General features: G+C 69.8%; 19 protein-coding genes and 1 pseudogene. 14 read left to right on the forward strand and 6 right to left on the reverse strand.

Features of this window, described 5'->3' with window-relative positions:
* Positions 1–10 precede the first annotated feature (10 nt).
* Positions 11–340, forward strand: a complete 330-nt coding sequence (locus tag BLQ75_RS09680; protein ID WP_092600798.1) for a DUF2795 domain-containing protein — start codon at positions 11–13, stop codon at positions 338–340.
* Between the two features lie 152 nt (positions 341–492).
* On the opposite strand, the gene BLQ75_RS09685 is transcribed toward BLQ75_RS09680, so the two are convergent.
* Positions 493–1,725, reverse strand: a complete 1,233-nt coding sequence (locus tag BLQ75_RS09685; RefSeq protein ID WP_170837413.1) for a serine hydrolase domain-containing protein — start codon at positions 1,723–1,725, stop codon at positions 493–495.
* A gap of 290 nt (positions 1,726–2,015) precedes the next feature.
* Here BLQ75_RS09685 and BLQ75_RS23020 point away from each other — a divergent pair, with 290 nt between their 5' ends.
* From BLQ75_RS23020 to BLQ75_RS09700, 3 genes are all read left to right on the forward strand, one after another.
* Positions 2,016–2,531 (forward strand): hypothetical protein, encoded by a 516-nt coding sequence (locus BLQ75_RS23020; RefSeq protein ID WP_139182944.1) that lies wholly within the window; start codon positions 2,016–2,018, stop codon positions 2,529–2,531.
* The gene (locus BLQ75_RS09695) at positions 2,521–3,225 is read left to right on the forward strand and encodes a dienelactone hydrolase family protein (RefSeq protein WP_244515376.1); all 705 of its coding nucleotides are present in this window, start codon (positions 2,521–2,523) and stop codon (positions 3,223–3,225) included. Before BLQ75_RS23020 ends, BLQ75_RS09695 begins: the two co-directional genes overlap by 11 nt.
* Before the next feature lie 261 nt (positions 3,226–3,486).
* On the forward strand, positions 3,487–4,347 hold the full coding sequence (locus tag BLQ75_RS09700; protein ID WP_170837414.1) for a 3-hydroxybutyryl-CoA dehydrogenase: 861 nt from the start codon (positions 3,487–3,489) through the stop codon (positions 4,345–4,347).
* A 90-nt stretch (positions 4,348–4,437) separates the two neighbouring features.
* Here the strand turns inward: BLQ75_RS09700 and BLQ75_RS09705 are convergent, their stop codons facing one another.
* Positions 4,438–5,094 carry a GntR family transcriptional regulator gene (locus tag BLQ75_RS09705; RefSeq protein ID WP_092600806.1) on the reverse strand — a complete coding sequence of 219 codons (657 nt, stop codon included), beginning with the start codon at positions 5,092–5,094 and terminating at the stop codon, positions 4,438–4,440.
* 307 nt (positions 5,095–5,401) lie between these two features.
* On the opposite strand from BLQ75_RS09705, the gene BLQ75_RS09710 reads away from it, so the two are divergent.
* The 3 genes from BLQ75_RS09710 (at position 5,402) to BLQ75_RS09720 (ending at position 9,244) form a co-directional block, all read left to right on the forward strand.
* Positions 5,402–6,622 (forward strand): CaiB/BaiF CoA transferase family protein, encoded by a 1,221-nt coding sequence (locus tag BLQ75_RS09710; protein ID WP_092600808.1) that lies wholly within the window; start codon positions 5,402–5,404, stop codon positions 6,620–6,622.
* A gap of 23 nt (positions 6,623–6,645) precedes the next feature.
* Positions 6,646–7,836: an acyl-CoA dehydrogenase family protein gene (locus BLQ75_RS09715; RefSeq protein ID WP_092600810.1), complete on the forward strand. Its 1,191-nt coding sequence runs from the start codon at positions 6,646–6,648 to the stop codon at positions 7,834–7,836.
* A 214-nt stretch (positions 7,837–8,050) separates the two neighbouring features.
* Positions 8,051–9,244: an MFS transporter gene (locus BLQ75_RS09720; protein ID WP_139182945.1), complete on the forward strand. Its 1,194-nt coding sequence runs from the start codon at positions 8,051–8,053 to the stop codon at positions 9,242–9,244.
* A gap of 48 nt (positions 9,245–9,292) precedes the next feature.
* On the opposite strand, the pseudogene BLQ75_RS09725 reads toward BLQ75_RS09720, so the two are convergent.
* Positions 9,293–10,081, reverse strand: a pseudogene (locus BLQ75_RS09725) (SAM-dependent methyltransferase); the annotation flags it as partial.
* 299 nt (positions 10,082–10,380) lie between these two features.
* On the opposite strand from BLQ75_RS09725, the gene BLQ75_RS09730 reads away from it, so the two are divergent.
* The 5 genes from BLQ75_RS09730 to BLQ75_RS09750 all read left to right on the forward strand — a co-directional run bounded on the left by BLQ75_RS09730 (position 10,381) and on the right by BLQ75_RS09750 (position 15,431).
* Positions 10,381–11,466 (forward strand): S-(hydroxymethyl)mycothiol dehydrogenase, encoded by a 1,086-nt coding sequence (locus BLQ75_RS09730; protein ID WP_244515378.1) that lies wholly within the window; start codon positions 10,381–10,383, stop codon positions 11,464–11,466.
* The gene (locus tag BLQ75_RS09735; RefSeq protein ID WP_092600814.1) at positions 11,463–12,092 is read left to right on the forward strand and encodes an MBL fold metallo-hydrolase; all 630 of its coding nucleotides are present in this window, start codon (positions 11,463–11,465) and stop codon (positions 12,090–12,092) included. The genes BLQ75_RS09730 and BLQ75_RS09735 overlap by 4 nt, the downstream gene beginning before the upstream one ends.
* A 196-nt stretch (positions 12,093–12,288) precedes the next feature.
* Positions 12,289–13,542 (forward strand): sensor histidine kinase, encoded by a 1,254-nt coding sequence (locus tag BLQ75_RS09740; RefSeq protein WP_092600816.1) that lies wholly within the window; start codon positions 12,289–12,291, stop codon positions 13,540–13,542.
* Positions 13,543–13,562: 20 nt separating this feature from the next.
* Positions 13,563–14,297, forward strand: a complete 735-nt coding sequence (locus tag BLQ75_RS09745) for a response regulator (protein ID WP_092601060.1) — start codon at positions 13,563–13,565, stop codon at positions 14,295–14,297.
* Between the two features lie 63 nt (positions 14,298–14,360).
* Positions 14,361–15,431: a Gfo/Idh/MocA family oxidoreductase gene (locus BLQ75_RS09750; RefSeq protein ID WP_092601062.1), complete on the forward strand. Its 1,071-nt coding sequence runs from the start codon at positions 14,361–14,363 to the stop codon at positions 15,429–15,431.
* A 100-nt stretch (positions 15,432–15,531) separates the two neighbouring features.
* Here the strand turns inward: BLQ75_RS09750 and BLQ75_RS09755 are convergent, their stop codons facing one another.
* Both BLQ75_RS09755 and BLQ75_RS09760 read right to left on the reverse strand, forming a co-directional pair.
* Positions 15,532–15,771, reverse strand: a complete 240-nt coding sequence (locus BLQ75_RS09755) for a hypothetical protein (RefSeq protein WP_092600818.1) — start codon at positions 15,769–15,771, stop codon at positions 15,532–15,534.
* Between the two features lie 570 nt (positions 15,772–16,341).
* Entirely contained in the window at positions 16,342–17,130 is a 789-nt protein-coding gene (locus tag BLQ75_RS09760) for a cupin domain-containing protein (protein WP_092600820.1), read from the reverse strand.
* Between the two features lie 194 nt (positions 17,131–17,324).
* On the opposite strand from BLQ75_RS09760, the gene BLQ75_RS09765 reads away from it, so the two are divergent.
* Complete coding sequence (locus BLQ75_RS09765) at positions 17,325–18,371, forward strand: D-2-hydroxyacid dehydrogenase family protein (protein ID WP_092600822.1); 1,047 nt, start codon at positions 17,325–17,327, stop codon at positions 18,369–18,371.
* 141 nt (positions 18,372–18,512) lie between these two features.
* Here BLQ75_RS09765 and BLQ75_RS09770 read toward each other — a convergent pair whose 3' ends face one another.
* Positions 18,513–19,559 (reverse strand): LLM class F420-dependent oxidoreductase, encoded by a 1,047-nt coding sequence (locus BLQ75_RS09770; protein ID WP_092600824.1) that lies wholly within the window; start codon positions 19,557–19,559, stop codon positions 18,513–18,515.
* A gap of 391 nt (positions 19,560–19,950) precedes the next feature.
* Here BLQ75_RS09770 and BLQ75_RS09775 point away from each other — a divergent pair, with 391 nt between their 5' ends.
* The gene (locus tag BLQ75_RS09775) at positions 19,951–20,349 is read left to right on the forward strand and encodes a phage holin family protein (protein WP_092600826.1); all 399 of its coding nucleotides are present in this window, start codon (positions 19,951–19,953) and stop codon (positions 20,347–20,349) included.
* Positions 20,350–20,595 lie beyond the last annotated feature (246 nt).

Below are 20,595 nucleotides of genomic sequence, written 5' to 3' on the forward strand. Positions count from 1 at the left end.
GGAGAAGACAGTGGCAGTCGATCGAGCCAAGCTGAGAGCCAGTCTGTCCGGGGTGGATTTCCCGGCGGACAAGGACCAGCTCGTCGCGCACGCTGAGGCCAACGAGGCCGACGAGGAGACGCTGGCCGCGTTGCGCGCCATGCCGCGCGCCGACGAGTACGGGAACCTCACCGAGGTGGGGCGTTCGCTCCAACTCGACCCGGCCGCCGAGGCGGGGCAGACCGAGGCGGACAAGGCGGACCAGAACACCGGGCGCACCGCCGACGGGCTCGCCGAGCACGAGACGGAGACGGCGAGCAATCCCATCGTGGAGGAGCTGGGGTACAACCGCGGTAGCTGAGCGCTCCGTAGGGATACGGCTCCCAGGCACGGGGGCCGGTGGTGTTCGGGGCGTCCGTCCGGGTGCTTCGCGTCGCCGACCGCTCGACACCGGGCCGGGAGCGGTGGCGAGGTGCCACCGCACGCTCACCCTGTGATGGTCGAAGAGCCCGGTCAGTCGACCAGTGCCTGGTAGACCAGCGCCTGCAGGCGCGTCCTGATCGGGTGAACGCTGGAGGGCATCAGCTGGGTCAGGAACAGCACCGTGAGGTCCTCCGCCGGATCGACCCAGAACGCGGTGCTGGCCATGCCGCCCCAGGCGTACTGCCCCTGTGAGGACAGCACTTTCGACGCCTGCGGGCGGTCGTTGACCGAGAAGCCGAGTCCGAATCCCTTGCCCGCGTTGGTGACCTCGGAGAACGACCCCATCGCCATGTCGGCCAGGTCCGCCCCGCCGGGCAGGTGGTTGCGGGTCATGAATCCCACGGTGCGGTTGCTCAGCAGCCGGTTGCCGTCGAGCGTTCCGCCGCCGAGCAGCATCTGCGTGAAGCGGTGGTAGTCGCGGGCTGAAGAGACCAGCCCGCCCCCTCCGGAGAGCACGTGCGGCAACTCGGTACCCACCCGGTTCAATCGCTCGTTGCGCACCGCGCGACGGTTGCGGTCCACACTGTAGAGCGCGGCCAGCCGGTCCTGTTCCGACTCGGCGACGGCGAAGTCGGTGTCGCGCATGTCCAGTGGTTCGAAGATGTTCCCGCGGAAGAACTCGTCGAGCGTGCTGCCGGAGACCACCTCGACCACGCGTCCGAGCACATCGGTCGCCACGGAGTAGTTCCAGGCATCACCGGGGTCGAACAGCAGCGGCAGTCGTGCCCAAGCGGCGCAGGCGCCCGCCAGGTCGAGTCCTTCCGGGTAGCCGTTCTCGAAGCCCTGATCGCGATACATCTGGTCCACCGGGTGGATCCGGTGGAAGCCGTAGGTGAGCCCGGCGGTGTGGGTGAGCAGGTGCCAGATCCTGATCGGCTCGGTGGCGGGGCGGGTCTGCGCGGCGGCGGCGGAACCGCCGGTGTAGACGCGGGGCTGGTCGAATTCCGGCAGGTACTCGGCGACCGGGTCGGTCAGTTCGAGCAGCCCCCGTTCGTAGAGCATCATCGCCGCCACCGAGGTGACCGGTTTGCTCATCGAGTAGATGCGGAAGATGGTGTCCGTCTCCACCGGGAGCCCGGCTTCCAGGTCGCGCATCCCGTGGGTGCGCAGGTGGGCGATCTTGCCGTGCCGTGCGATGAGCACCAGCCAGCCGGGCAGTCTGCCGTCGGTGACGTACTCCGCGAAGTGCTGTTCGATCCGTTCCAGCCGTTCGGGGCAGAGCCCCACGTCGGTGGCCTCGACCTCGGTTTGTAGCTGCCCCACGTCGTGAACTCCCTTCCACGGCCGCCGCGCGAGCGGGCCCGTCCCGCCGGTGCCGGTTCCCGGCGAGGACGGTGGTCCGTCCTCCGGGGCGGAAAGCCCCGATCCCATCGCATTCTCGTACATCCTGCCCGTCCGCGACAGGCACCACAGCGGCCCGTGGTGCTCCGCGCCCGTTGAGCCCGCCCGAGAGGTCGTCCCCGGAGTTTGCGCGGTGGACCCGAGCGGGTAATCGTGCGGGCGGCGAGCCCCACGGTCGACGGGGTGAACCGTCGTGGAAGACGGAGGTGACGATGTCGGATCCGTTGGACGGTGAGACACCTTCGGCCGACGAGGCCGTTTCCAGCGGTGATCAGCCGACGGATCCAGCGCGATTGCAGTCGGCCGCCGATCTGGACGAGGACGAGCTAGCGGTCGACCCGTTGGAAGGTGGGCTCGAACCGCCGGAGGACTGGTCCGAGGTCACCAGGCGGCGTCCGACGCCGAGTGAGCACGCGGAGGTGCCCGATCTGGACCAGCGGCTGTCCGAGCAGCGCCCCGACTTCGGTGAGCGGGCGGCCGAGTCCGCCGACTCCGCATCGGCGGTCGGACCCGGGGAGCTGTCCGAAGCCCCTGAGTCCGGTGGGGAGACGGGCACGGCCGAGGAGTGGCCGATACGTACGAACGGCGCGACCGTGGTGGAGGCCGAGCGGGTCGAGAGCACCGGGTTGAGCGCTTCCTCCACCGAGGGGATCGATGCCACCGATCCCGAGGTGGTGGAGCGGGCCCCTGAGGAGGACGCCGAACGGGTGGAGGACAGTGAACGCTGAACGGTACCCCACAGCCGGTGGTCCGGTGAGGGCGGAGATCTCGTTGCCCGCCCGGGAGGCGGCGGGCGGCGAGGAGCTGACCGGGGATCTGACCGGGCCCGACGAAGCGGCCGGGCTGGTCGTGTTCGTGCACGGCAGCGGTTCCTCGCGGCACAGCCCGCGCAACGTCGCCGTGGCCCGGTGGTTGAACGGGATGGGGCTGGCCACGTTGCTGCTGGATCTGCTGACGCCGTCAGAGCGACTCCAGGACGAGCGGGACGGCAGGATACGGTTCGACGTGGAGCTGCTGACCGCCAGGGTGCTGGGAGTGTTGGACCGGATCGCCGAGCGTGAGGATCTCCGGAACCGCGCGCTGGGGCTGTTCGGCGCCAGCACCGGAGCCGCTGCCGCGCTGGGAGCCGCGGTCCGTCGCCCGCGCGAGGTGCGCGCGGTGGTCTCGCGGGGCGGGCGCCCCGATTTGGCGACGGAGCGGCTCGCCGGGCTGCGGGCGCCCGCGTTGTTCATCGTGGGTGAGCGGGACGCCGAGGTGCTGCGGCTCAACGAGAATGTCGCCCGCGAGCTCACCGTCGAGCACGAGGTGCATCGGGTGCCCCACGCCACCCACCTGTTCGAGGAGGCGGGGGCGCTGGAACGGGTGGCCGAGGCGGCCGGTGCCTGGTTCTCTCGTTACCTGCTTCCGACGACCACCTCCTGATCGGGATTTTCGTTCGGTCCTCCCTCGGTTCGGGTTGCGGGCGCGCACTCGCGGTCGGCTCGCGCCGACTCCGGACGCGGGTTCGGCGGCACATCACCGAGCGTCGGCACGAGCCCGGGGTGACACGGCCTGGTTTCCGTTCCGGTACCGGGCTACTAGAGTTGTCGGCCACCGAGGTTACTGGTCGGTAATAGTCGGATCGAGCGGTGCCCGGACGGCGAGCGGTCGCTCCCCGGCCGGGTGTGAGGCGAAAGGAACTCAGTGGTGGGGCAGATCCAACGTGTGGGTGTCGTGGGCGGCGGCCTGATGGGCTCGGGCATCGCCGAGGTCAGTGTCCGGGCCGGACTCGACGTGGTGCTCTCCGAGATCGACGAGAACGCCGCGGCGGCGGCCCGGGCGAGGATCCAGAAGTCCATGGACCGCGCGGTCGGCAACGGCAAGCTCGACGAGACCACCAGGGACTCGGCCCTGGAACGGCTGAACATCACCACCCGGCTGGCGGACCAGGCGGACCGGCAGCTGGTGGTCGAGGCCGTGGCGGAGAACCCCGAGGTCAAGACTTCCGTGTTCGCCGAGTTGGACCGGATCGTCACCGACCGGGAGGCGGTGCTGGCCTCCAACACCTCGTCCATCCCGATCGCCAAACTGGCCGGGGCCACCGAGCGTCCCGGCAACGTCATCGGCATTCACTTCTTCAACCCGGTCCCGGTCCTCAAACTCGTCGAACTGGTGCCCTCGCTGGTCACCACCGAGGAGACCGTGCGACGGGCGGGCGAGTTCGCGACCGAACAGCTCGGCAAGCAGCCGATCAGGGCCCAGGACAGGGCCGGTTTCGTGGTCAACGCGCTGTTGGTGCCGTACCTGCTCTCGGCCGTGCGGATGTACGAGAGCGGCTTCGCCTCGGCCGAGGACATCGACAACGGCATGGTGCTCGGCTGTGCCCACCCGATGGGGCCGCTGACGCTGGCGGACATGGTCGGACTGGACACTGTCGTGGCCATAGCCGACTCCATGCACACCGAGTACGGCGACCCAGGCTACGCGGCTCCGCCGCTGCTGCGACGCATGGTCGACGCCGGGCTGTTGGGCAAGAAGTCCGGAAAGGGCTTCTACCAGTACTGACCGCCGTTTTCCGGCCCGCCGGTCGGCGGGGCGCTCGCCCGGCGGGATCCCGCCGGGCGACGTGCTCCGTGGCCGGGCCCGCGAGCGACGTCAGTCGTTCGCCGGTGGGTCCAACGTCGCCCGCAACGCCGTCACGGCGTGTTCCCGGTGTTGCCGCAGCAGCCGGGCCAGTTCCGCGCCGTCGCGTGCCTCGAAGGCACGCGCGATCGATTCGTGCTCCGCCAGCACGCGGTCCCGGTTCTCGGGAGAGTTGTAGTACACCGCGCGGTAGGCGTCCGTGGTGTCCCACAGCGTGCGCACCATGCGCATCAGCCACGGCATCCCGGCCGGTTCCAGCAGCGCGAAGTGGAACCGGCGGTTGGACGAGATCATCTCGACCAGGTCGTCGTGCGCCGCCGCCCCGGCGACCGCGTGCAGCTCCTCCCGCACCCGCGCCGCGTCCTCTTCACCGGCCCTGGCCGGGGCGAGCGTCGCGGCCTCGGTCTCCAGCAGTTCACGCAGCCGGTAGACCTCCAGCAGATCGGCCAGCGAGAGTTCGGCGACCGTGTAACCCCGGTGCGGACGGTAGACCACCTGCCCCTCGGCTTCGAGCGTCTTGAGGGCTTCCCGGAGCGGTACCCGGCTGACCCCCAGAGTGTGGGCCATGCTGTCCTGGCGTATCGGCTGGTTGGGTGCCAGTTCGCGGGACAGGATCGCCCTGCGCAGTTCGTCGAGCACGAACTGCTGGGTCGTCGGCGGTCGTGGCATCTCGCTCCCGTGGTCCGAGGTCGGAGCCGAGCGTCCCGTGGGAGCGGGCCCGTGTCCTCCTCGTTAGGGCCGCTACTTGACCGATGCGGCCGGGCCGACGGGTCCGCGCACGTCCGGTTCGGCTTGACCGGTGCCCGTTCAACTGTATATTGGATCCAACTTTACGCTGGCGCAAGCCGTCCGCCTCTCCGGAAAACCGGTGCGGCGGCCGTCCGCGCGTCCGGGGACCGCGGTCGCCTCCGAACGGCGGTGGGTGGGCAGTCACAGAACGCGAAACGCGCCGTGAGTGCGGAAAGGTGAGAGCCGAATGGCGCGGACTCTGCCGCTGGAGGGTGTGCTCGTCGCGGACTTCAGCCGGGTGCTGGCAGGCCCCTACGCGACGATGCTGCTCGCCGATCTCGGCGCGACCGTCGTCAAGGTCGAGCGCCCCGGCAGCGGGGACGACACCCGGTCCTGGGGGCCGCCCTGGACGGAGTCGAGCTCGGCCTACTTCGAGTCGCTCAACCGTGGCAAGCACAGTGTCGCGCTCGACCTCACCGACGAGCGCGACCGGGAGGCCGCCGTCGAGCTCGCGCGTCGCGCTGACGTGCTGGTGGAGAACCACCGGCCGGGCTCGTTGGAACGGTTCGGGCTCGGTTACGAGACCCTGCGGGCGGACAATCCCGGGCTGCTGTACGTCTCCATCTCGGGCTTCGGCAGAGCCGAGGGGGCGGAACTGGCCGGGTACGACTTCGTCGTGCAGGCGGTCGGCGGGTTGATGAGCATCACCGGTCAACCGGACGGGCCTCCCACCAAGGTGGGCGTGGCCGTCGTGGACGTGCTCACCGGCAAGGACGCGGCTCTCGGCGTCATGGCGGCGCTGCGCCGGCGCGAGTCCACCGGAACCGGTCAGCACATCGAGGTCAACCTGCTCTCCAGCCTGTTGTCCGGTCTGGTCAACCAGGTCGGCGGTTTCCTGGCGACCGGGGAGAGCCCCGAGCGGATGGGCAACCGCCACCCCAGCATCGCCCCGTACGAGACGCTGCGCTGCGAGGACGCCTCCCTCGCCGTCGCGGTGGGCAACGACGAGCAGTTCCGCAGGCTCACCGAGACGCTGGGGCTCGTCGGCATGGCGCAGGACGCGCGGTTCGCGACCAACGCCGACCGGGTGCGCAACCGGGAGGAGCTCGTGGCCGAGCTGGAGAACGTGCTCGGTGCGCGCCCCGCTGCCGCCTGGCAGCAACGACTGCAGCGGGTGGGGATCGCCTGTGGGCAGGTCAACGACCTCTCGGGGGCGGTGCGTTACGCGGAGTCCCTGGGGCTCGCGCCCACGATCTCCCATGAGGATGGGGAGGCGGTGGGGGTGCGCAACCCGATAGGGCTCTCCGAGTCCGGTCACGCTCGCCCCACGGCGCCGCCCCGGCTGGGAGAACACACCACCGAGATCCTGGACTGGCTCTTCGGCCGTGGTGGCCCACCGGCCGCTCCCGAACCCGAGTCGTACTCCCGCGACCTCACTGGGTCGGGGATGGACATTCACCCGATCTGACGCTTGCCTGGAGGCTGGAGCAGATGAACGCCGGATTCCGCCCGGACTTCGACCCCCGTGATCCGCTGGGGATCGACGACGAGCTCACCACCGAACAACTGGCCGTCAGGGAGAGCGTGCGGGCACTGTGCCGTGACCGGGTGGGGCCCTACGTGGGGGACTGGTTCGAGCGCGGCGAGCTTCCCGCCGCACGCGAGTTGGCGCGCGAACTCGGCAAGCTCGGCGTGCTCGGGATGCACCTGGACGGTTACGGCTGCGCCGGGATGTCCGCGGTGGACTACGGGGTGGCCTGCGAGGAGCTGGAAGCCTGCGACTCCGGTCTCCGCTCGCTGGTCTCGGTGCAGGGCTCGCTGGCCATGTTCGCGATATGGCGCTGGGGGTCCGAGGAGCAGAAGCAGTACTGGTTGCCGAGCATGGCGGCGGGGGAGACCATCGGCTGCTTCGGATTGACCGAGCCGGACCACGGGTCGGACCCGGCCTCGATGCGCACCTCGGCACGCAGGGACGGCACGGACTGGGTGCTCAACGGCCGGAAGATGTGGATCACCAACGGCACGATCGCCGATGTGGCCGTCGTGTGGGCCACCACGGAGGAGGGAATCCGAGGGTTCGTGGTTCCCACCGGCACACCGGGTTTCAGCGCGCCGGAGATCCACCACAAGCTCTCGCTGCGCGCCTCGGTCACCAGTGAGCTGGTGCTCGACGAGGTCCGGTTGCCGCAGGACGCGGTGCTGCCGGAGGTCGTGGGACTGCGCGGCCCGCTGAGCTGCCTGAACGAGGCCCGGTACGGCATCGTCTGGGGAGCCAACGGTGCGGCGCACAGCTGTCTGCGTGCTGCCCTGGACTACTCCACCACCCGCGAACAGTTCGGCAAGCCGCTGGCCGGTCACCAGCTCACCCAGTCCAAACTCGCCGACATGGCTGTGCGGGTGCACAACGGTCGACTGCTGGCGCTGCACCTGGGGCGGCGCAAGGACGAGGGCAAACTGCTGCCGCAACAGGTCAGCTTCGGCAAGCTGGACAACGTGCGCGGGGCGCTGGAGGTGGCCCGCACCGCGCGGACCGTGCTGGGGGCCAACGGGATCTCGTTGGAGTACCCGGTGATGCGGCACATGACCAACCTCGAGTCCGTGCTGACCTACGAGGGAACCTCCGAGATGCACGCGCTGACGATCGGGGCGGCCATGACGGGGGTGCAGGCCTTCCGGGACTGAGAACGGGACCGAGGCCGGATCGGTGCCCGCTGCCGTGGATCTCCCGGGAGGTCGCCGTCCCGACGGTCCCGAACCGGCGATTCCGGATCGGCCGAGGCGGTGACGGGGTGGCATCTCGGGGAGGGATCGGTCACTCCTCCGTTCGGCGCAGCGGCCCGGAGTGCTATGACGCCGTTGGGCCGACCGTCGGAGCCGACCAGGAACGGGTGCCGTGATGCCGGACGCGATGCCGTTGACGCGCGAACCCACGGTTCGACTGCCCGGACGTGCGTTGCTGGCGGTCGCGGCCGTGGTGACCGTGGGAATCCTGCCCGCCTTCCTCGTCGGCGGTCTCGGCGTGCAGCTCCAGCGGGAGTTCGGTTTCGGCCCGGCCGTGCTCGGTCTCGGTGCCGCGGGGTTCTTCGCGGTGGCGGCGCTCTCCTCACGCCTGATGGGCTGGTTGTCCGAACGGATCGGTGCCGTCCCGGCGATGCGGCTGGCCGCGGTGGGCAGCGCGGTGTGCTCCTCGGGGATCGCCGCTTCGCGACACGTGGGCTGGTTGCTGGTCATGACGTGGTTGGCCGGTCTGCCCAACGCCCTGGGGCAGCCGGCCTCGAACCTGCTGATCTCCCAGTGCGTGCCCCCGAACCGCCGTGCCACCGCCTTCGGCATCAAGCAGTCCGCGATCCCGGCCTCCACCCTGCTGGCAGGGCTGGCGGTCCCGGCAGTCGCGCTGACGTTCAGCTGGCGGTGGGCCTTCGCGGGCGCGGCGCTGGTGGGACTGTGCGCGGCGGTCTTCGCGCCCGCGAGGGTGGTAGTACACGGGGAGCGCGCCACGAGCGCCGAGACCGGGATCGCTCCGCCGGGCAGGGACGTACTGCTGCTGATAGCCCTGGCCGCCGGTTTCGCCTCGGCGGCGGCGAATTCGTTGGGGTCCTTCGTGACGACCACGGGGGTCCATGTCGGGTTCGGGCCGGGTGCCGCCGGAATGGTCCTGGCGGTCGGTTCGGTGGCCGGGCTGTGCATGAGGTTGACGATGGGGGTGCTGGCCGACCGCAGGAACCCGAACCCCGTGGGGGTGATCGTCCTGCTGCTGTCGGTCGGTTCCGCGGGTTTCGTGCTGATGGCCTTTCCGCTGCCCGCGGCCTTCCTCGTCGGCGCGGTCGTCGCGTTCGGCGCGGGATGGGCCTGGCCGGGGCTGCTGAACTTCGCGGTCGCCGGGTTGTACCCGGGGCGAGTGGCCAGCGCGACCTCGGTCAGCCAGACCGGTGTCTACATCGGTGGCAGCTGCGGCCCGTTGCTATTCGGCGTACTGGCCGCTCGCGCGGGGCTGGCCGAGGCGTGGTCCGCCGCGGGATTCGTCGCCCTGCTCGCCGCCCTCGCGCTGTGGGTCGTCCGGCGCCGCACCGCCGCGCGGCGCGCCCACTGAACTCACCGCGGGCGGGTTCAGCTCGCTTCCGGACCGCTTGCGGCCGATCCCGCCGTAGAGCACCTGGCACCGTTCCGCCTCGGCGGTGCCACGGGGATCGGGGCGCCACTCGGTGAGCGGCCTCGCTCCGGGATCGAGTATCTCGAAGTCGCCGAACAGGCTGTCGATCCAGCCGGTGCTGCGAGCGAACATGGGGTCCGAGCTCTCCGCGTACAACCGTTGCAGCGCCCGTGTCCGCTCCGGGCAGAAACTGTCGGTGAAGTGCGCCAGTACCAGGTGGCTACCCACCGCGAGGCTGTCCCGGTAGGCCCTGACCAGCGAGCGGGGGTCCGAGCTCTCCGGGAGGGAGTGCACCACCCCGGTCAGTATCAGCGCCACCGGTTCGTCCAGGTCGATGAGCCGCCGCAGCTCGGGGGCCGAGAGTATCGAGTCGATCTCGCGGCAGTCCTCGTGCAGCAGCGCCGCCTGCGGGTGGTCCGCGAGCAGCCGTGAACCGTGTGCGGCGGTCAGCGGTTCGTTGTCCACGTAGACGACTCGGTGGTCCGAGGTGATCCTGCCCGCTATCTCGTGGATGTGTCCTACCGTGGGCAGCCCGGAGCCGAGATCGATGAACTGCCTGATTCCCGATCTCAGCGAGTGGTCGACCGTGCGGCGCAGGAAGGCCCGGCTCTCCCGGACGGTGGTGGTGATCCCCGGTACCGCCCGTTCGGCACGTTCCACGAACTCGCGCTCCACCCCGAAGTTGTGGCAACCGCCCAGGAAGGCATCGGTGATTCGCGCGCCGCAGGGACGTGTCAGGTCCATCTGCCGTCGGTATCGGGACTCTTCCCAGATCATGCCCACATCCTGTTTCTCTCTTCCGGTGGTGGAACGTTACGGAGCGGCCCGGTGCGGGAGGTTCACCGTGGAACTCGTGCCGTTCCGGCGGGGTGACGGCGAAGGGCGCAATCACAGTGTAGTTCCACGGTGACTGAGTGTGCTTAACATGTGATCGGACGGTGGACCGACCCGCACGATGGCCGTGGTTCTCCGACAATTCGATCGAGCGATGATCCCGATGCCGTGGTTGTGCTCGCCCGGCTGTCGTACGACGATGATCAAGCTGTGGTGTTCCGCTCGATTCCCGGAGGTTGTTGGTGGCGAACGAGGTTCGTGGGGTGGTCGCGACCGGCGCGTCCCGGCCGGTCGAGGTGACCACGGTGCTGGTTCCGGACCCCGGCCCGGGGGAGGCCCTGGTGCGCGTACAGGCTTGCGGGGTGTGCCATACCGACCTGCAGTACCGCGACGGCGGGGTGAGTGACGAGTTCCCCTTCCTGCTGGGGCACGAGGCCGCCGGGGTGGTCGAGGCCGTAGGCCCCGATGTCACCGACACCGCCGTCGGCGACTTCGTGGTGCTCAACTGGCGTGCGGTCTGCGGCCGGTGCCGGGCCTGCCGCCGTGGACGCCCGCAGTACTGCTTCGACACCCACAACGCGACCCAGCCGATGACGTTGCGCGACGGCACCGCGCTGTCCCCCGCACTGGGGATCGGGGCCTTCGCGGAGAAGACGCTGGTGGCCGCGGGGCAGTGCACCAAGGTCGATCCGGCCGCCCGGCCCGCCGTGGCCGGTCTGCTGGGCTGTGGAGTGATGGCGGGGATCGGCGCGGCCGTCAACACCGGGGCGGCGGGTCCGGGTGACACCGTGGCCGTGATCGGCTGCGGTGGCGTGGGCGACGGCGCCGTGACGGGTGCCGTCATGGCCGGAGCGCGCCGCGTGATCGCCGTGGACACCGACCCCCGCAAGCTGGAGTGGGCACGCGAGTTCGGCGCCACCCACACGGTGGATGCCGCTCGGACCGATCCGGTGGCGGGAATCCGCGATGCCACCGACGGGTTCGGCGCTGATCTGGTGATCGAGGCCGTCGGCAGCCCCCGCACCTACGAGCAGGCTTTCTACGCCCGTGATCTCGCGGGCACGGTGGTGCTGGTCGGGGTGCCCACTGCCGACATGCGGCTCGACCTGCCGCTGCTGGACGTGTTCGCCAGGGGTGGGGCGCTGAAGTCGAGCTGGTACGGGGACTGCTTGCCCACGAGGGACTTTCCCGCGCTGGTGGAGATGTCGTTGCAGGGCAGGATTCCGCTGGAGAAGTTCGTGACCGAACAGATCGGACTGGAGGACGTGGAGTCCTCCTTCGGGAGGATGCGCAACGGTGACGTTCTCCGTTCGGTGGTGGTGTTGTGAGCGCGCGTATCGACCACACCACCACCTCCGGGACGTTCTCCCTGGATGGGCAGACCTTCGAAGTGGACAACAACGTCTGGGTGGTCGGGGACGACCACGAGTGCGTCGTCGTGGACGCACCCCACGACGTGTCCGCGATCCTGGAGCTGGTCGGTAACCGCGACGTGCTGGCGATCGTCGCCACCCACGGCCACGACGACCACGTGCGGTTCGCCCCCGAGCTGGCGGCGGCCGTGGGAGCACCGATCCTGTTGCACCCGGAGGATCTGGTGCTGTGGCGGATGACCCATCCGGAGCGGGAGCCGGACCGGATGCTGGCCGACCAGGAGGTGATCGGGGTCGCCGGGACCGGGCTGCGGGTGTTGCACACACCGGGCCACGCTCCCGGGGCGGTGAGCCTGTACTCGGTGGATCTGAACACGGTGTTCACCGGTGACACCCTCTTCGCCGGTGGCCCGGGGGCCACCGGGCGCTCTTACTCGGACTTCGGCGTGATCATCGACTCGATCGAGAACCGGCTGTTCACCCTGCCCGACGAGACCACGGTCCGTCCCGGGCACGGCCCCAGCACCACGATCGCGACCGAGCGACCCCACTTGGGTGAGTGGCGGGACCGGGGGTATTAAGTCCGTCACCTCGGGTTTCGGGGTTGGCCCCTGATGGTCCCTCAGTAGCGGCGGGTGAAGTGGTACGCCGAGCGGGAACCACGTCACGTATCATCCCTCCGCACGAGAGCACGTGGGCGACTCCCGCCGCGCGAGGGGGTAACGGCTGTTCGGTGTGCCCGGTACGGTCGGGCCCGCACTCCGAAAGGACACCCTCTTGCGTGGCGGGAATCCCGGCGCCACCTCCGCACCGCTCCCGGTTCGGTGGCGATGGCGCAGAACACTGCTGGAACTGGGGCTGGTGTCGGTCTTCGTGGGCTGCCACCTGCTCGTCGTCTTCCTGCCGTCCAACCAGCAGGAGACGTTTCGCTGGTCGCTGTTGCTCGGGCTGCCCGCCGTGGCGACCCTGCTGCTACGGCGTTTCCTGCCGTGGGTGAGCCTGGTCGTGCTGGTGACGGTGACCATCGTGCTCACCCGGATCGAGGAACCCGTCGGCCCGCTGAATCTGGCCATTCTGATCAGCGTGTACTCGGTGTGCGTGCGCGGTGAGCTGCCCGCCACCCTCGGCGCGGGCGCGCTGGCCATGATCTGGCCGATCAGCAGGTTGCCGTCGTTGCCACCGCACGCCGCTACCGTGATGCTGCTCGGCGCGCTGGTCAACGTGGTCATGGTGCTCGGCTGGGGAAGGGCCATGCGGGTCAAGCGCAGGCAGGCGGCCCAGCTGGAACAGGCGGTGAGCCTGCTGGAGCAGGCGCGCGACCAGCTCGCCCGGGACGCGGCGGCGGTGGAGCGGGCCCGGATCGCCCGGGAGTTCCACGACATCGTCTCGCACAACCTGTCGGTGGTGGCGCTCCGTGCCGGAGTGGCACGCTCCCTGGTGGACCGTGACCCCGACCACGCCAGGGACACGCTTGGCGAGCTCGAACGGACTTCTCGGTCCTCGTTGGAGCAGATGCGCCAGTTGCTCAGCGCGTTGCGCGTCGTCCCGGACGGGGGCCAGGAAGGAGAGGCCGCCCCGGGGGAGGACGGGGATCGGGCTCCCGTACCGTGTCTGGCCCGGTTGGACGAACTGATCGAGTCGGTGAGCGGCACCGGGGTGAGCTGGCGATTGCGGCGGTGCGGCCGAGTGCGCGAACTCGACCCCGGGATCGAGATGACGGCCTACCGGGTGGTGCAGGAGGCGATAACCAATGTGCTCAAGCACGCCGGCCGGGGTTACGCCCGCGTGTCGCTGTGCTACCAGTCCACCAGGTTGGACATCGAGGTGAGCAACCACACCACCGACGTGCTCGGAAGGACGGGATCCGCCGCACCGGCGCCGGAGAGCGATTCGGGGGCCAACGGGCACGGGTTGATCGGGCTGCGCGAGCGGGTGTCGTTGCTCGGCGGAACGTTGACGGCGCATCCTGTTCCGAACGGGTTTCGCTTGTCGGCCGTGCTACCGTGCCCGGAAACTTCGGACCCGGAGTGATCCGAGGAGGTCCGCTCGTGGTGACGCAGTCGGTCACGGACGTACTGGTCGCCGACGACCAGGCGATGATCCGTGGTGGGTTGGTGGCCCTGCTGTCGGCCGAGCCGGACCTCCGAGTGACGGCCGAGGCCGACGACGGTCGCGGTGCCGTGGCCGCGGTGCGGCGGCGCAGGCCCGACGTGGTCTTGATGGACGTGCGGATGCCCGGCACCGACGGCATCGTCGCCGCCCGCGAGATCGTCCGGAGCACCGAGGGGCGCACCGCGGTGATCATGCTTACCGTCTACGACCTGGACGAGTACGTCTACTCGGCGCTACGGGCGGGGGTCAGCGGTTTCCTGCTCAAAGACGCGCCCCCGGAGGAGCTACTCAGAGCCGTCCGCACGGTGGCTTCCGGGGACGCGTTGCTCGCGCCGAGCGTCACACGCAGACTGCTGCACAGGTTCGCCTCGCTGGAGATGCGGGACGCCTCGGTGGAGTTGGCCGCGCTGACCGACCGGGAACGCGACGTGCTGCTGGAAGTGGCGCGCGGCGGTTCCAATGCCGAGATCGGCGAGAGCCTCGGGCTGGCGGAGCTGACCGTCAAGTCGCACGTCTACCACGTGATGCAGAAGCTCAACCTGAACTCCCGCACCCAACTCGCCATCCTCGCCTACGAAACCGGGTTGGTCCGTCCGGGGCACGACGTCTCGGTGCGGGGAGAGGCTCTCGGCGCCGAGTCCGCCGCCCGGCGCGGGAGCGGCGAGTCCGCCTGAGAACGCTCCGCCGTCCCGGTGCCGTGATCCGGGGCGATGTGGCGGCTTGGTGTAATGAAGGGCATGGATTCGACGGGGCAGTTTCGGGTCGGCCTGTTCGGTTACGGTCTGGCGGGAGCGGCCTTCCACGCACCGCTCATCGAGGCGCAGCCACGACTGCGCCTCGACGCGGTGGTCACCTCCAGTCCGGAGCGGGCCGAGCGAGTGGCTGCGCGGCATCCGAGGACCCGGGTGCACACCACGGCCGAGGAGCTCTTCGAGCGTGCCGATGAACTGGATCTCGTCGTGGTGGCCACCCCGAACAGCAGTCACGCGGACCTGACGGCACGTGCGCTCGACGCCGGCATCCCGGTCGTAGTGGACAAGCCGTTCACCCCCACATCGGCGGAGGCCCGCGAACTGATCTCGCGTGCGAACGACCGCGCGGTGCCGCTCACCGTCTTCCAGAACCGTCGCTGGGACAGCGACATGCTCACGCTGCGCGAGCTCCTCGACTCCGAGGCGCTGGGCGAGGTGCACCGTTTCGAGTCCCGCTTCGAGCGCTGGGTTCCGGTGCCCAAGGACTCCTGGCGCGACCGGGGAGGCCCGGAGGAAGCGGGCGGAGTGCTCTACGACCTGGGAAGTCACCTCGTCGACCAGGCACTGTGCCTGTTCGGCGACGTCGAGTCGGTCTACGCGGAGACGGAGACCATCCGTCCCGGTGTGGGCGCCGATGACGACACCTTCCTCTCGCTGCGGCACACCGGTGGGGTGCACAGCCACCTCTGGGTGAGCAAACTCGCCGCGCAGCAGGGACCGAGGTTCCGGGTCCTGGGGGACCGGGCGGCGTTCACCAAGTACGGGCTCGATCCCCAGGAGGCGGCGCTGCGGCAGGGCCGCGTTCCCGGTGAGCAGGGCTGGGGAGAGGAACCGAGGGAGAGCTGGGGCTCGCTCGGGGTCGAGCCGGAGACGCGTCCCCACCCGAGCGCTCCCGGTCGCTACCAGGACTTCTACGCGGCAGTGGTGGAGACGTTGGAGTCGGGCGCGGCGCCTCCGGTGGATCCCGCGGACGCGTTGCGGGGGTTGGAGGTGATCGAGGCGGCGCGCCGCTCGGCGGCGGGCGGTTCGGTGGAGCACATCCGAGCGGCTCGGTGAGTCCCGGTTCCGCTCCGGTGAGATTTCCCGCGGGGGCCGGGAACACCGCGCGGCACCGGACGGTGTGTCGCGGCGCGTCCGTCCGGGACGTGCGTGCTCTTCAGCGCGTTCCGAGGTCCGGCAGCGTCCGTCGGCCGCGCGGTACACGCGCTGCTCGTTCCCGCCGCAGGTGTCCGGCCTGCAGCGCCAGCACACCCAGCGCCACTCCCAGTGCGAGGAGCGCCAACCACCCGGCGGCTGCGTTGTCGTCGAACAACCACAGTCCGAAGGCGGTGCCGCCCGCGAGTCCGGTCAGCACGACGAGCAGGTGGCAGATCAGGTGGACCGAGTAGTTCCTCACCCCGATCCCCTCTCCCGAGCGGTCGTCTCTCCCCGGTGGTCATGGGGTTGGCCATCGCCCCGAACGCGTACTCCGCGGGTCGTCGAGGTGATGCTACCGCCGCGCTCGCGGGTACGCCCGCCGCCGAGGGAGCACGGTGGTGCCGCGGAGCCGGTTCCTCGCCGCGGGGCCGCGACACCTCCGGCTCACCTGTTCGGGGGATGCGCGGTCCGCCGTCCGGCGCTGCTTCGCACCTGCCTCTACCGTTGACCGGGAGTCGACGCACTCGAAACGGTCAGTTCGCGTGGCCGGAATCCTTCCGTACGGATCCTCGCGGGACACGCCGCTCCGACGCGGACGCACGAGTCGAAGCATCCTCGGGGGTGGTTGCTGGTGAACTCTCTTGCCGTCTTCGCTGTCACGGCCACCACGTGCACGGGCACCATCGTGATCGCCTCGCTGGCGATGAGCTGGGTGGAGCGGCGGTGCGTCGGCACCGTGCCTTTCAGCCCAACACGACTCCCCGCCGCTCCGGGCCGGCCGGAACCGCACGATTCCCTGTCGGACCCCCGTTGTCCCGTCGGGACCGAGTCAGATCATCTGGAAGTCGGCGAAGTCGAAACCGGGCGAGACCACGCAGCTGACCAGGGTGTCGGTGTCCCCGGTGTTCTCGGCGCACTGCCAACTGTCGGCGGGAACGAGTGACTGGGGTACTTGTCCGTCCGCCAGGCCCGGCCCCAGTTTGACCGCCTCCGTACGCTCCTCGGGCTCCCGTCCGCGACCGGCGCCGCGGAGCAGCAACGCCGGACCGCGGTGCCACATCCACAGCTCGTCCGACTCCACCCGGTGCCACCGGGAGCGTTGCCCCGCGGGAAGCAGGTAGTAGATCGCCGTCGCGCTGGGGCGGACACCACGCCCTTCCGGACGCGAGGTCTGCGCACAGGTCCACGTGCGCCGGTACCAACCACCCTCCGGGTGGGGCAGCAGATCCAGTCGCTCGGCGATCTCGCCCCTGCTCTCGAACGAGACGAAGCGGTCTTCGGCGTCCCGCCGTGCGTAGCTGACCCCGCGTATCGCCGCCCGGTCCAGTGCTCCGTAGACGTGCGGGAACAGCGTCCCCGCCGGAACCCCCTCCGGCGGGACCGGAGCGGGAGCTTCCCAGCGCACCGGTGCGGAGAGGGAGGCGGCGTCGAGCTCCAGCAGCACCAGCTGCTCCTCGGTGGAACGGTAGAGCGAGTTGGCCACCGCCAACGCCGTCTCCGCGTCCGGGGAGCAGTGCACGAACCCCTCCCGCTCCAGGGAGGCGGCGGTGATCGGCTCCCCGGGGGCCGAGTGGTACGACTCCGACGGCAGCAGGTGGAACACGGTCGAGGTATTCATGTCGCCAGTCTCCCGGTGGACTTCGTGGGGCTCGCGGACGGTCCCGCGCGGCAGCGCGCCCGAGTGGGAGCGGGGCCGCCGACCCGCGATGCCGCCGACGCCCTCCGTCTCGGCCGTTCCGCCGAGTAGTGTTGCCGCCCCCGGTGGTAAGCAGCCGGGTGCGCCGACGAGCCGACCAGAGAGCCGGGAGAGACATGCGAGCAGACAGCACATTCGTCCGCGGCGGTTCCTCCGCCTCCGCCGACAGCGCCAACGGGCGGGGTAGCCCGCTCGGGATCGCCGTACTGGACGACTACCAGAACGTCGCCCGGGAGTTCGGGGACTGGCACACCCTTCCCCCCGATGCCGAGGTCGCTGTGTTCGACGAGCACATCGCCGATCCCGAGGAGCTGGTGCGCGAGCTCGAACCGTTCGACGTTGTCGTCGCGATGCGGGAGCGGACTCCCTTTCCCGCGACGGTGCTGCGCCGGCTGCCGAACCTGGAACTGCTGGTCACCACCGGTATGGGAAACGCGGTCATCGACATGGCCGCCGCCGCCGAACAGGGCGTGACGGTGTGCGGCACCGGCAACGGGATGCGGGAGGGAGCCGAGTGGGCTCCCACCGCGGAGCTCACCTGGGGGCTGATCCTCGCGCTGGCGCGGCGGATACCGGAGGAGGACCGCTCGGTGCGCGAGGGCGGCTGGCAGCACACCGTGGGCAAGGACCTGCTCGGCGGTACGCTCGGCGTCCTCGGGCTGGGGCGCCTCGGCTCCCAGGTCGCCACCGTGGGACGTGCGTTCGGGATGGAGGTGCTCGCTCACAGCGAGAACATCACCGAGGAGCGCGCACGGCAGGTGGGAGCTCGAGCGGTCGGGAGGCGGGAGCTGTTCGCCGAGTCCGACGTGGTGACCATTCACGTGAAGCTGAGTGAGCGAACCCGCGGTCTCGTGGGGCGTGCGGAACTCGACCTGCTGGGGCCGGAGTCATACCTGATCAACACCTCACGCGGGCCGATCGTCGACGAGCGGGAGCTGCTCTCCGCGCTGCACGAGGGCCGCATCGGTGGTGCCGGTGTCGACGTCTACGAGCGCGAACCGCTCCCCGCCGACGATCCGTGGCGCCGCGCCCCCCGCACGGTGCTCACCCCGCACCTCGGCTACGTCTCGGAAACCGTCTACCGGGCGTTCTTCACCGAAGCGGTGGAGGACGTCCGGCAGTACTTGGCGGGGGCACCGGTGCGGGTGCTCAACGCGAGCTGATCGAGTTTTCCCCGCTTCGGGGCGGGGAGGTTTCCCCCTTCCCGGCAGGACCCGAGGGCGCCGCCGAGCGCGTCGGCTCGACAGCGGAGCACCGGTGGGCACTCCCGCGCCCGTCCGCCCCGCCGGGCGCGGGAGCGACGGTCAGACCTCGTCGGCCAGCTTGCGCACCCGCTCGATCAGTGCGGTGCGTTCGGCGGCGCTGCCCGCCAGCGGGGTCACGTTCAGGGTGGTAACCCCCGAGTCGCGGAACGCGGCGATGCGCTCGCGCACGTGGCTCTCCGGGCCGATCAGGGAGGTCTTGGTCAGCAGTTCGCGAGGCACCGCCGCCGCGGCTTCCTCCTTCTTGCCGTCCAGGTAGAGATCCTGGATCCGCTCCGCCTCGGCCTCGTACCCGTAGCGACGGGCCAGATTGTTGTAGAAGTTCTTGCCCTTGGAGCCCATCCCGCCGATGTAGAGCGCCAGCATGGGGCGCATCGAGTCGAGCAGCTCCTCCAGATCCTCACCGATGGCCAGCGGTGCCTGCACCACCGTGTCCAGCTCGGGCAGCGAGTCGTCCCGCTTGGCCTTGCCCTCGGCCAGCGGTTCTCCCCACACCTCGGCGGCCTTCTCCGGGACGTAGAAGATCGGTTCCCATGCCTCGGCGATCTCGGCGGTCATCGCCACGTTCTTGGGACCGATCGCCGCGATCATGATCGGGATACGCTCCCGGACGGGGTGGTTGACGAGCTTGAGGGGCTTGCCGAGACCGGTGCCCTGTTCGGTGGGCAGCGGGATGTTGTAGTGCTTGCCCTCGTGGGTGACCTTCTCCCTGCGCCACACCTGACGGCAGATCTCGACGAGTTCACGGGTGCGGCCCAGCGGTGCGCTGTAGGGCAGCCCGTGGAAACCCTCGATCACCTGCGGCCCGGAGGCACCGATGCCCAGGGTGAAGCGACCGTCGGAGACGAAGTCCAACCCGGCGGCCGTCATTGCGGTCAGCGTCGGTGTCCTGGTGTATATCTGCAGAATGCCGGAGGCTATCTCCAGGCGCTCGGTGCGGGCCGCTATGAACCCCAATTGGCTGACCGCGTCGAACGAGTACGCCTCCGGGACGTAGACGATGTCCAGCCCGGCCTTCTCGTAGTCGATCAACTCGTCGACCGTCTCCTTGAAACCTCCGCTGAAGTTCAGCGGCATCCCGATCCGCATGCTGCTCGCTTTCTGCCGGTTGCGTCGGCTGTGGGGGTCGCGTTCGTGTTGGCACGGGCCGCGACAGGGCCACCGATCGCACACAGGTTACCGACGAGTACGGCGATTCGGCAGTCCCGCACCTGGAATCCTCCAGGTTGGTTCTCGCCGTCGAGGGGTGAGCAGGCCCGAACCGCTGAGCGGCGGCTGACAGGAACCCCGGTGGAACCCGAGAGGGCGGCCGTGCGGGGCACTCGGAGCAGGAAGCGCGCGTGGCGAGTTCCCGGCGAGGGGCGTCCGCCCCGAGCCTCCAGTAGCACGACCGGAGGAATCACGGCGGTGGGCCGGAACACGGTGATCTTTCCGAGTAGCGTGGTGGCCGCGGACGGCAGCAACCACGGGAGGAAGCATCGTGGCGCTCGTAGTGCACATCCTGATCACAGCCGTGGCGGTCTGGTTGACCACCGCACTGCCCGGTATCACGCTCGGGGACCAGGGAGCGGGAACCGAGGGCGTCGCCGCCCAAGCGTTGACACTGCTGGTCGTGGCCGTGGTGTTCGGCGTTGTCAACGCGGTGCTGAAACCGGTCGCCAAGACGTTGGGCTGCCTGCTCTACGTGCTCACGCTCGGCCTGTTCGGGCTCGTGGTCAACGCGTTGCTGTTCTGGTTGACCGGTTGGATAGCGGGCAGGCTTGAGCTGCCGTTCCACGTCGACGGTTTCTGGGCCGCCTTCTGGGGAGCGATCATCGTCACTGTCGTCAGCAGCGTGCTGCACGGGATAGTCCGCCGGACCACCTCGATCGGCGACTGAGAGCTGTTGCGCCGTACCGGTTACCGGGTTGTCGGCTTTTCGGCTCGGGGCCGCGGCAGGGGAGTGCTGGGTATCCGTTGATCGCTCTCCCCGCGGTCGGGTCTTCGGTTGTCGAGCGGCCGGAAGAATCGATCCGTTCCGAGCGGGGACGATGAGCGCTCGGTGTTCGCGGTCCTGACGACACATTCGGTTTTCGGTTGGGCGCGAACGGTTGTCAAATGATTGTGGTGTCCGGGGCGAAGGGCG

The sequence above is a fragment of the Actinopolyspora xinjiangensis genome, assembly GCF_900104475.1.
GTDB lineage: Bacteria > Actinomycetota > Actinomycetes > Mycobacteriales > Pseudonocardiaceae > Actinopolyspora > Actinopolyspora xinjiangensis.

Bases quoted from the DNA above. Each gene is read 5' to 3' on its own strand.
- BLQ75_RS23020 (WP_139182944.1), top strand. From the start codon at position 2,016: ATGTCGGATCCGTTGGACGGTGAGACACCTTCGGCCGACGAGGCCGTT.
- BLQ75_RS09705 (WP_092600806.1), bottom strand. From the start codon at position 5,094: ATGCCACGACCGCCGACGACCCAGCAGTTCGTGCTCGACGAACTGCGC.
- BLQ75_RS09710 (WP_092600808.1), top strand. From the start codon at position 5,402: ATGGCGCGGACTCTGCCGCTGGAGGGTGTGCTCGTCGCGGACTTCAGC.
- BLQ75_RS09715 (WP_092600810.1), top strand. From the start codon at position 6,646: ATGAACGCCGGATTCCGCCCGGACTTCGACCCCCGTGATCCGCTGGGG.
- BLQ75_RS09720 (WP_139182945.1), top strand. From the start codon at position 8,051: ATGCCGGACGCGATGCCGTTGACGCGCGAACCCACGGTTCGACTGCCC.
- BLQ75_RS09750 (WP_092601062.1), top strand. From the start codon at position 14,361: ATGGATTCGACGGGGCAGTTTCGGGTCGGCCTGTTCGGTTACGGTCTG.
- BLQ75_RS09760 (WP_092600820.1), bottom strand. From the start codon at position 17,130: ATGAATACCTCGACCGTGTTCCACCTGCTGCCGTCGGAGTCGTACCAC.
- BLQ75_RS09765 (WP_092600822.1), top strand. From the start codon at position 17,325: ATGCGAGCAGACAGCACATTCGTCCGCGGCGGTTCCTCCGCCTCCGCC.
- BLQ75_RS09770 (WP_092600824.1), bottom strand. From the start codon at position 19,559: ATGCGGATCGGGATGCCGCTGAACTTCAGCGGAGGTTTCAAGGAGACG.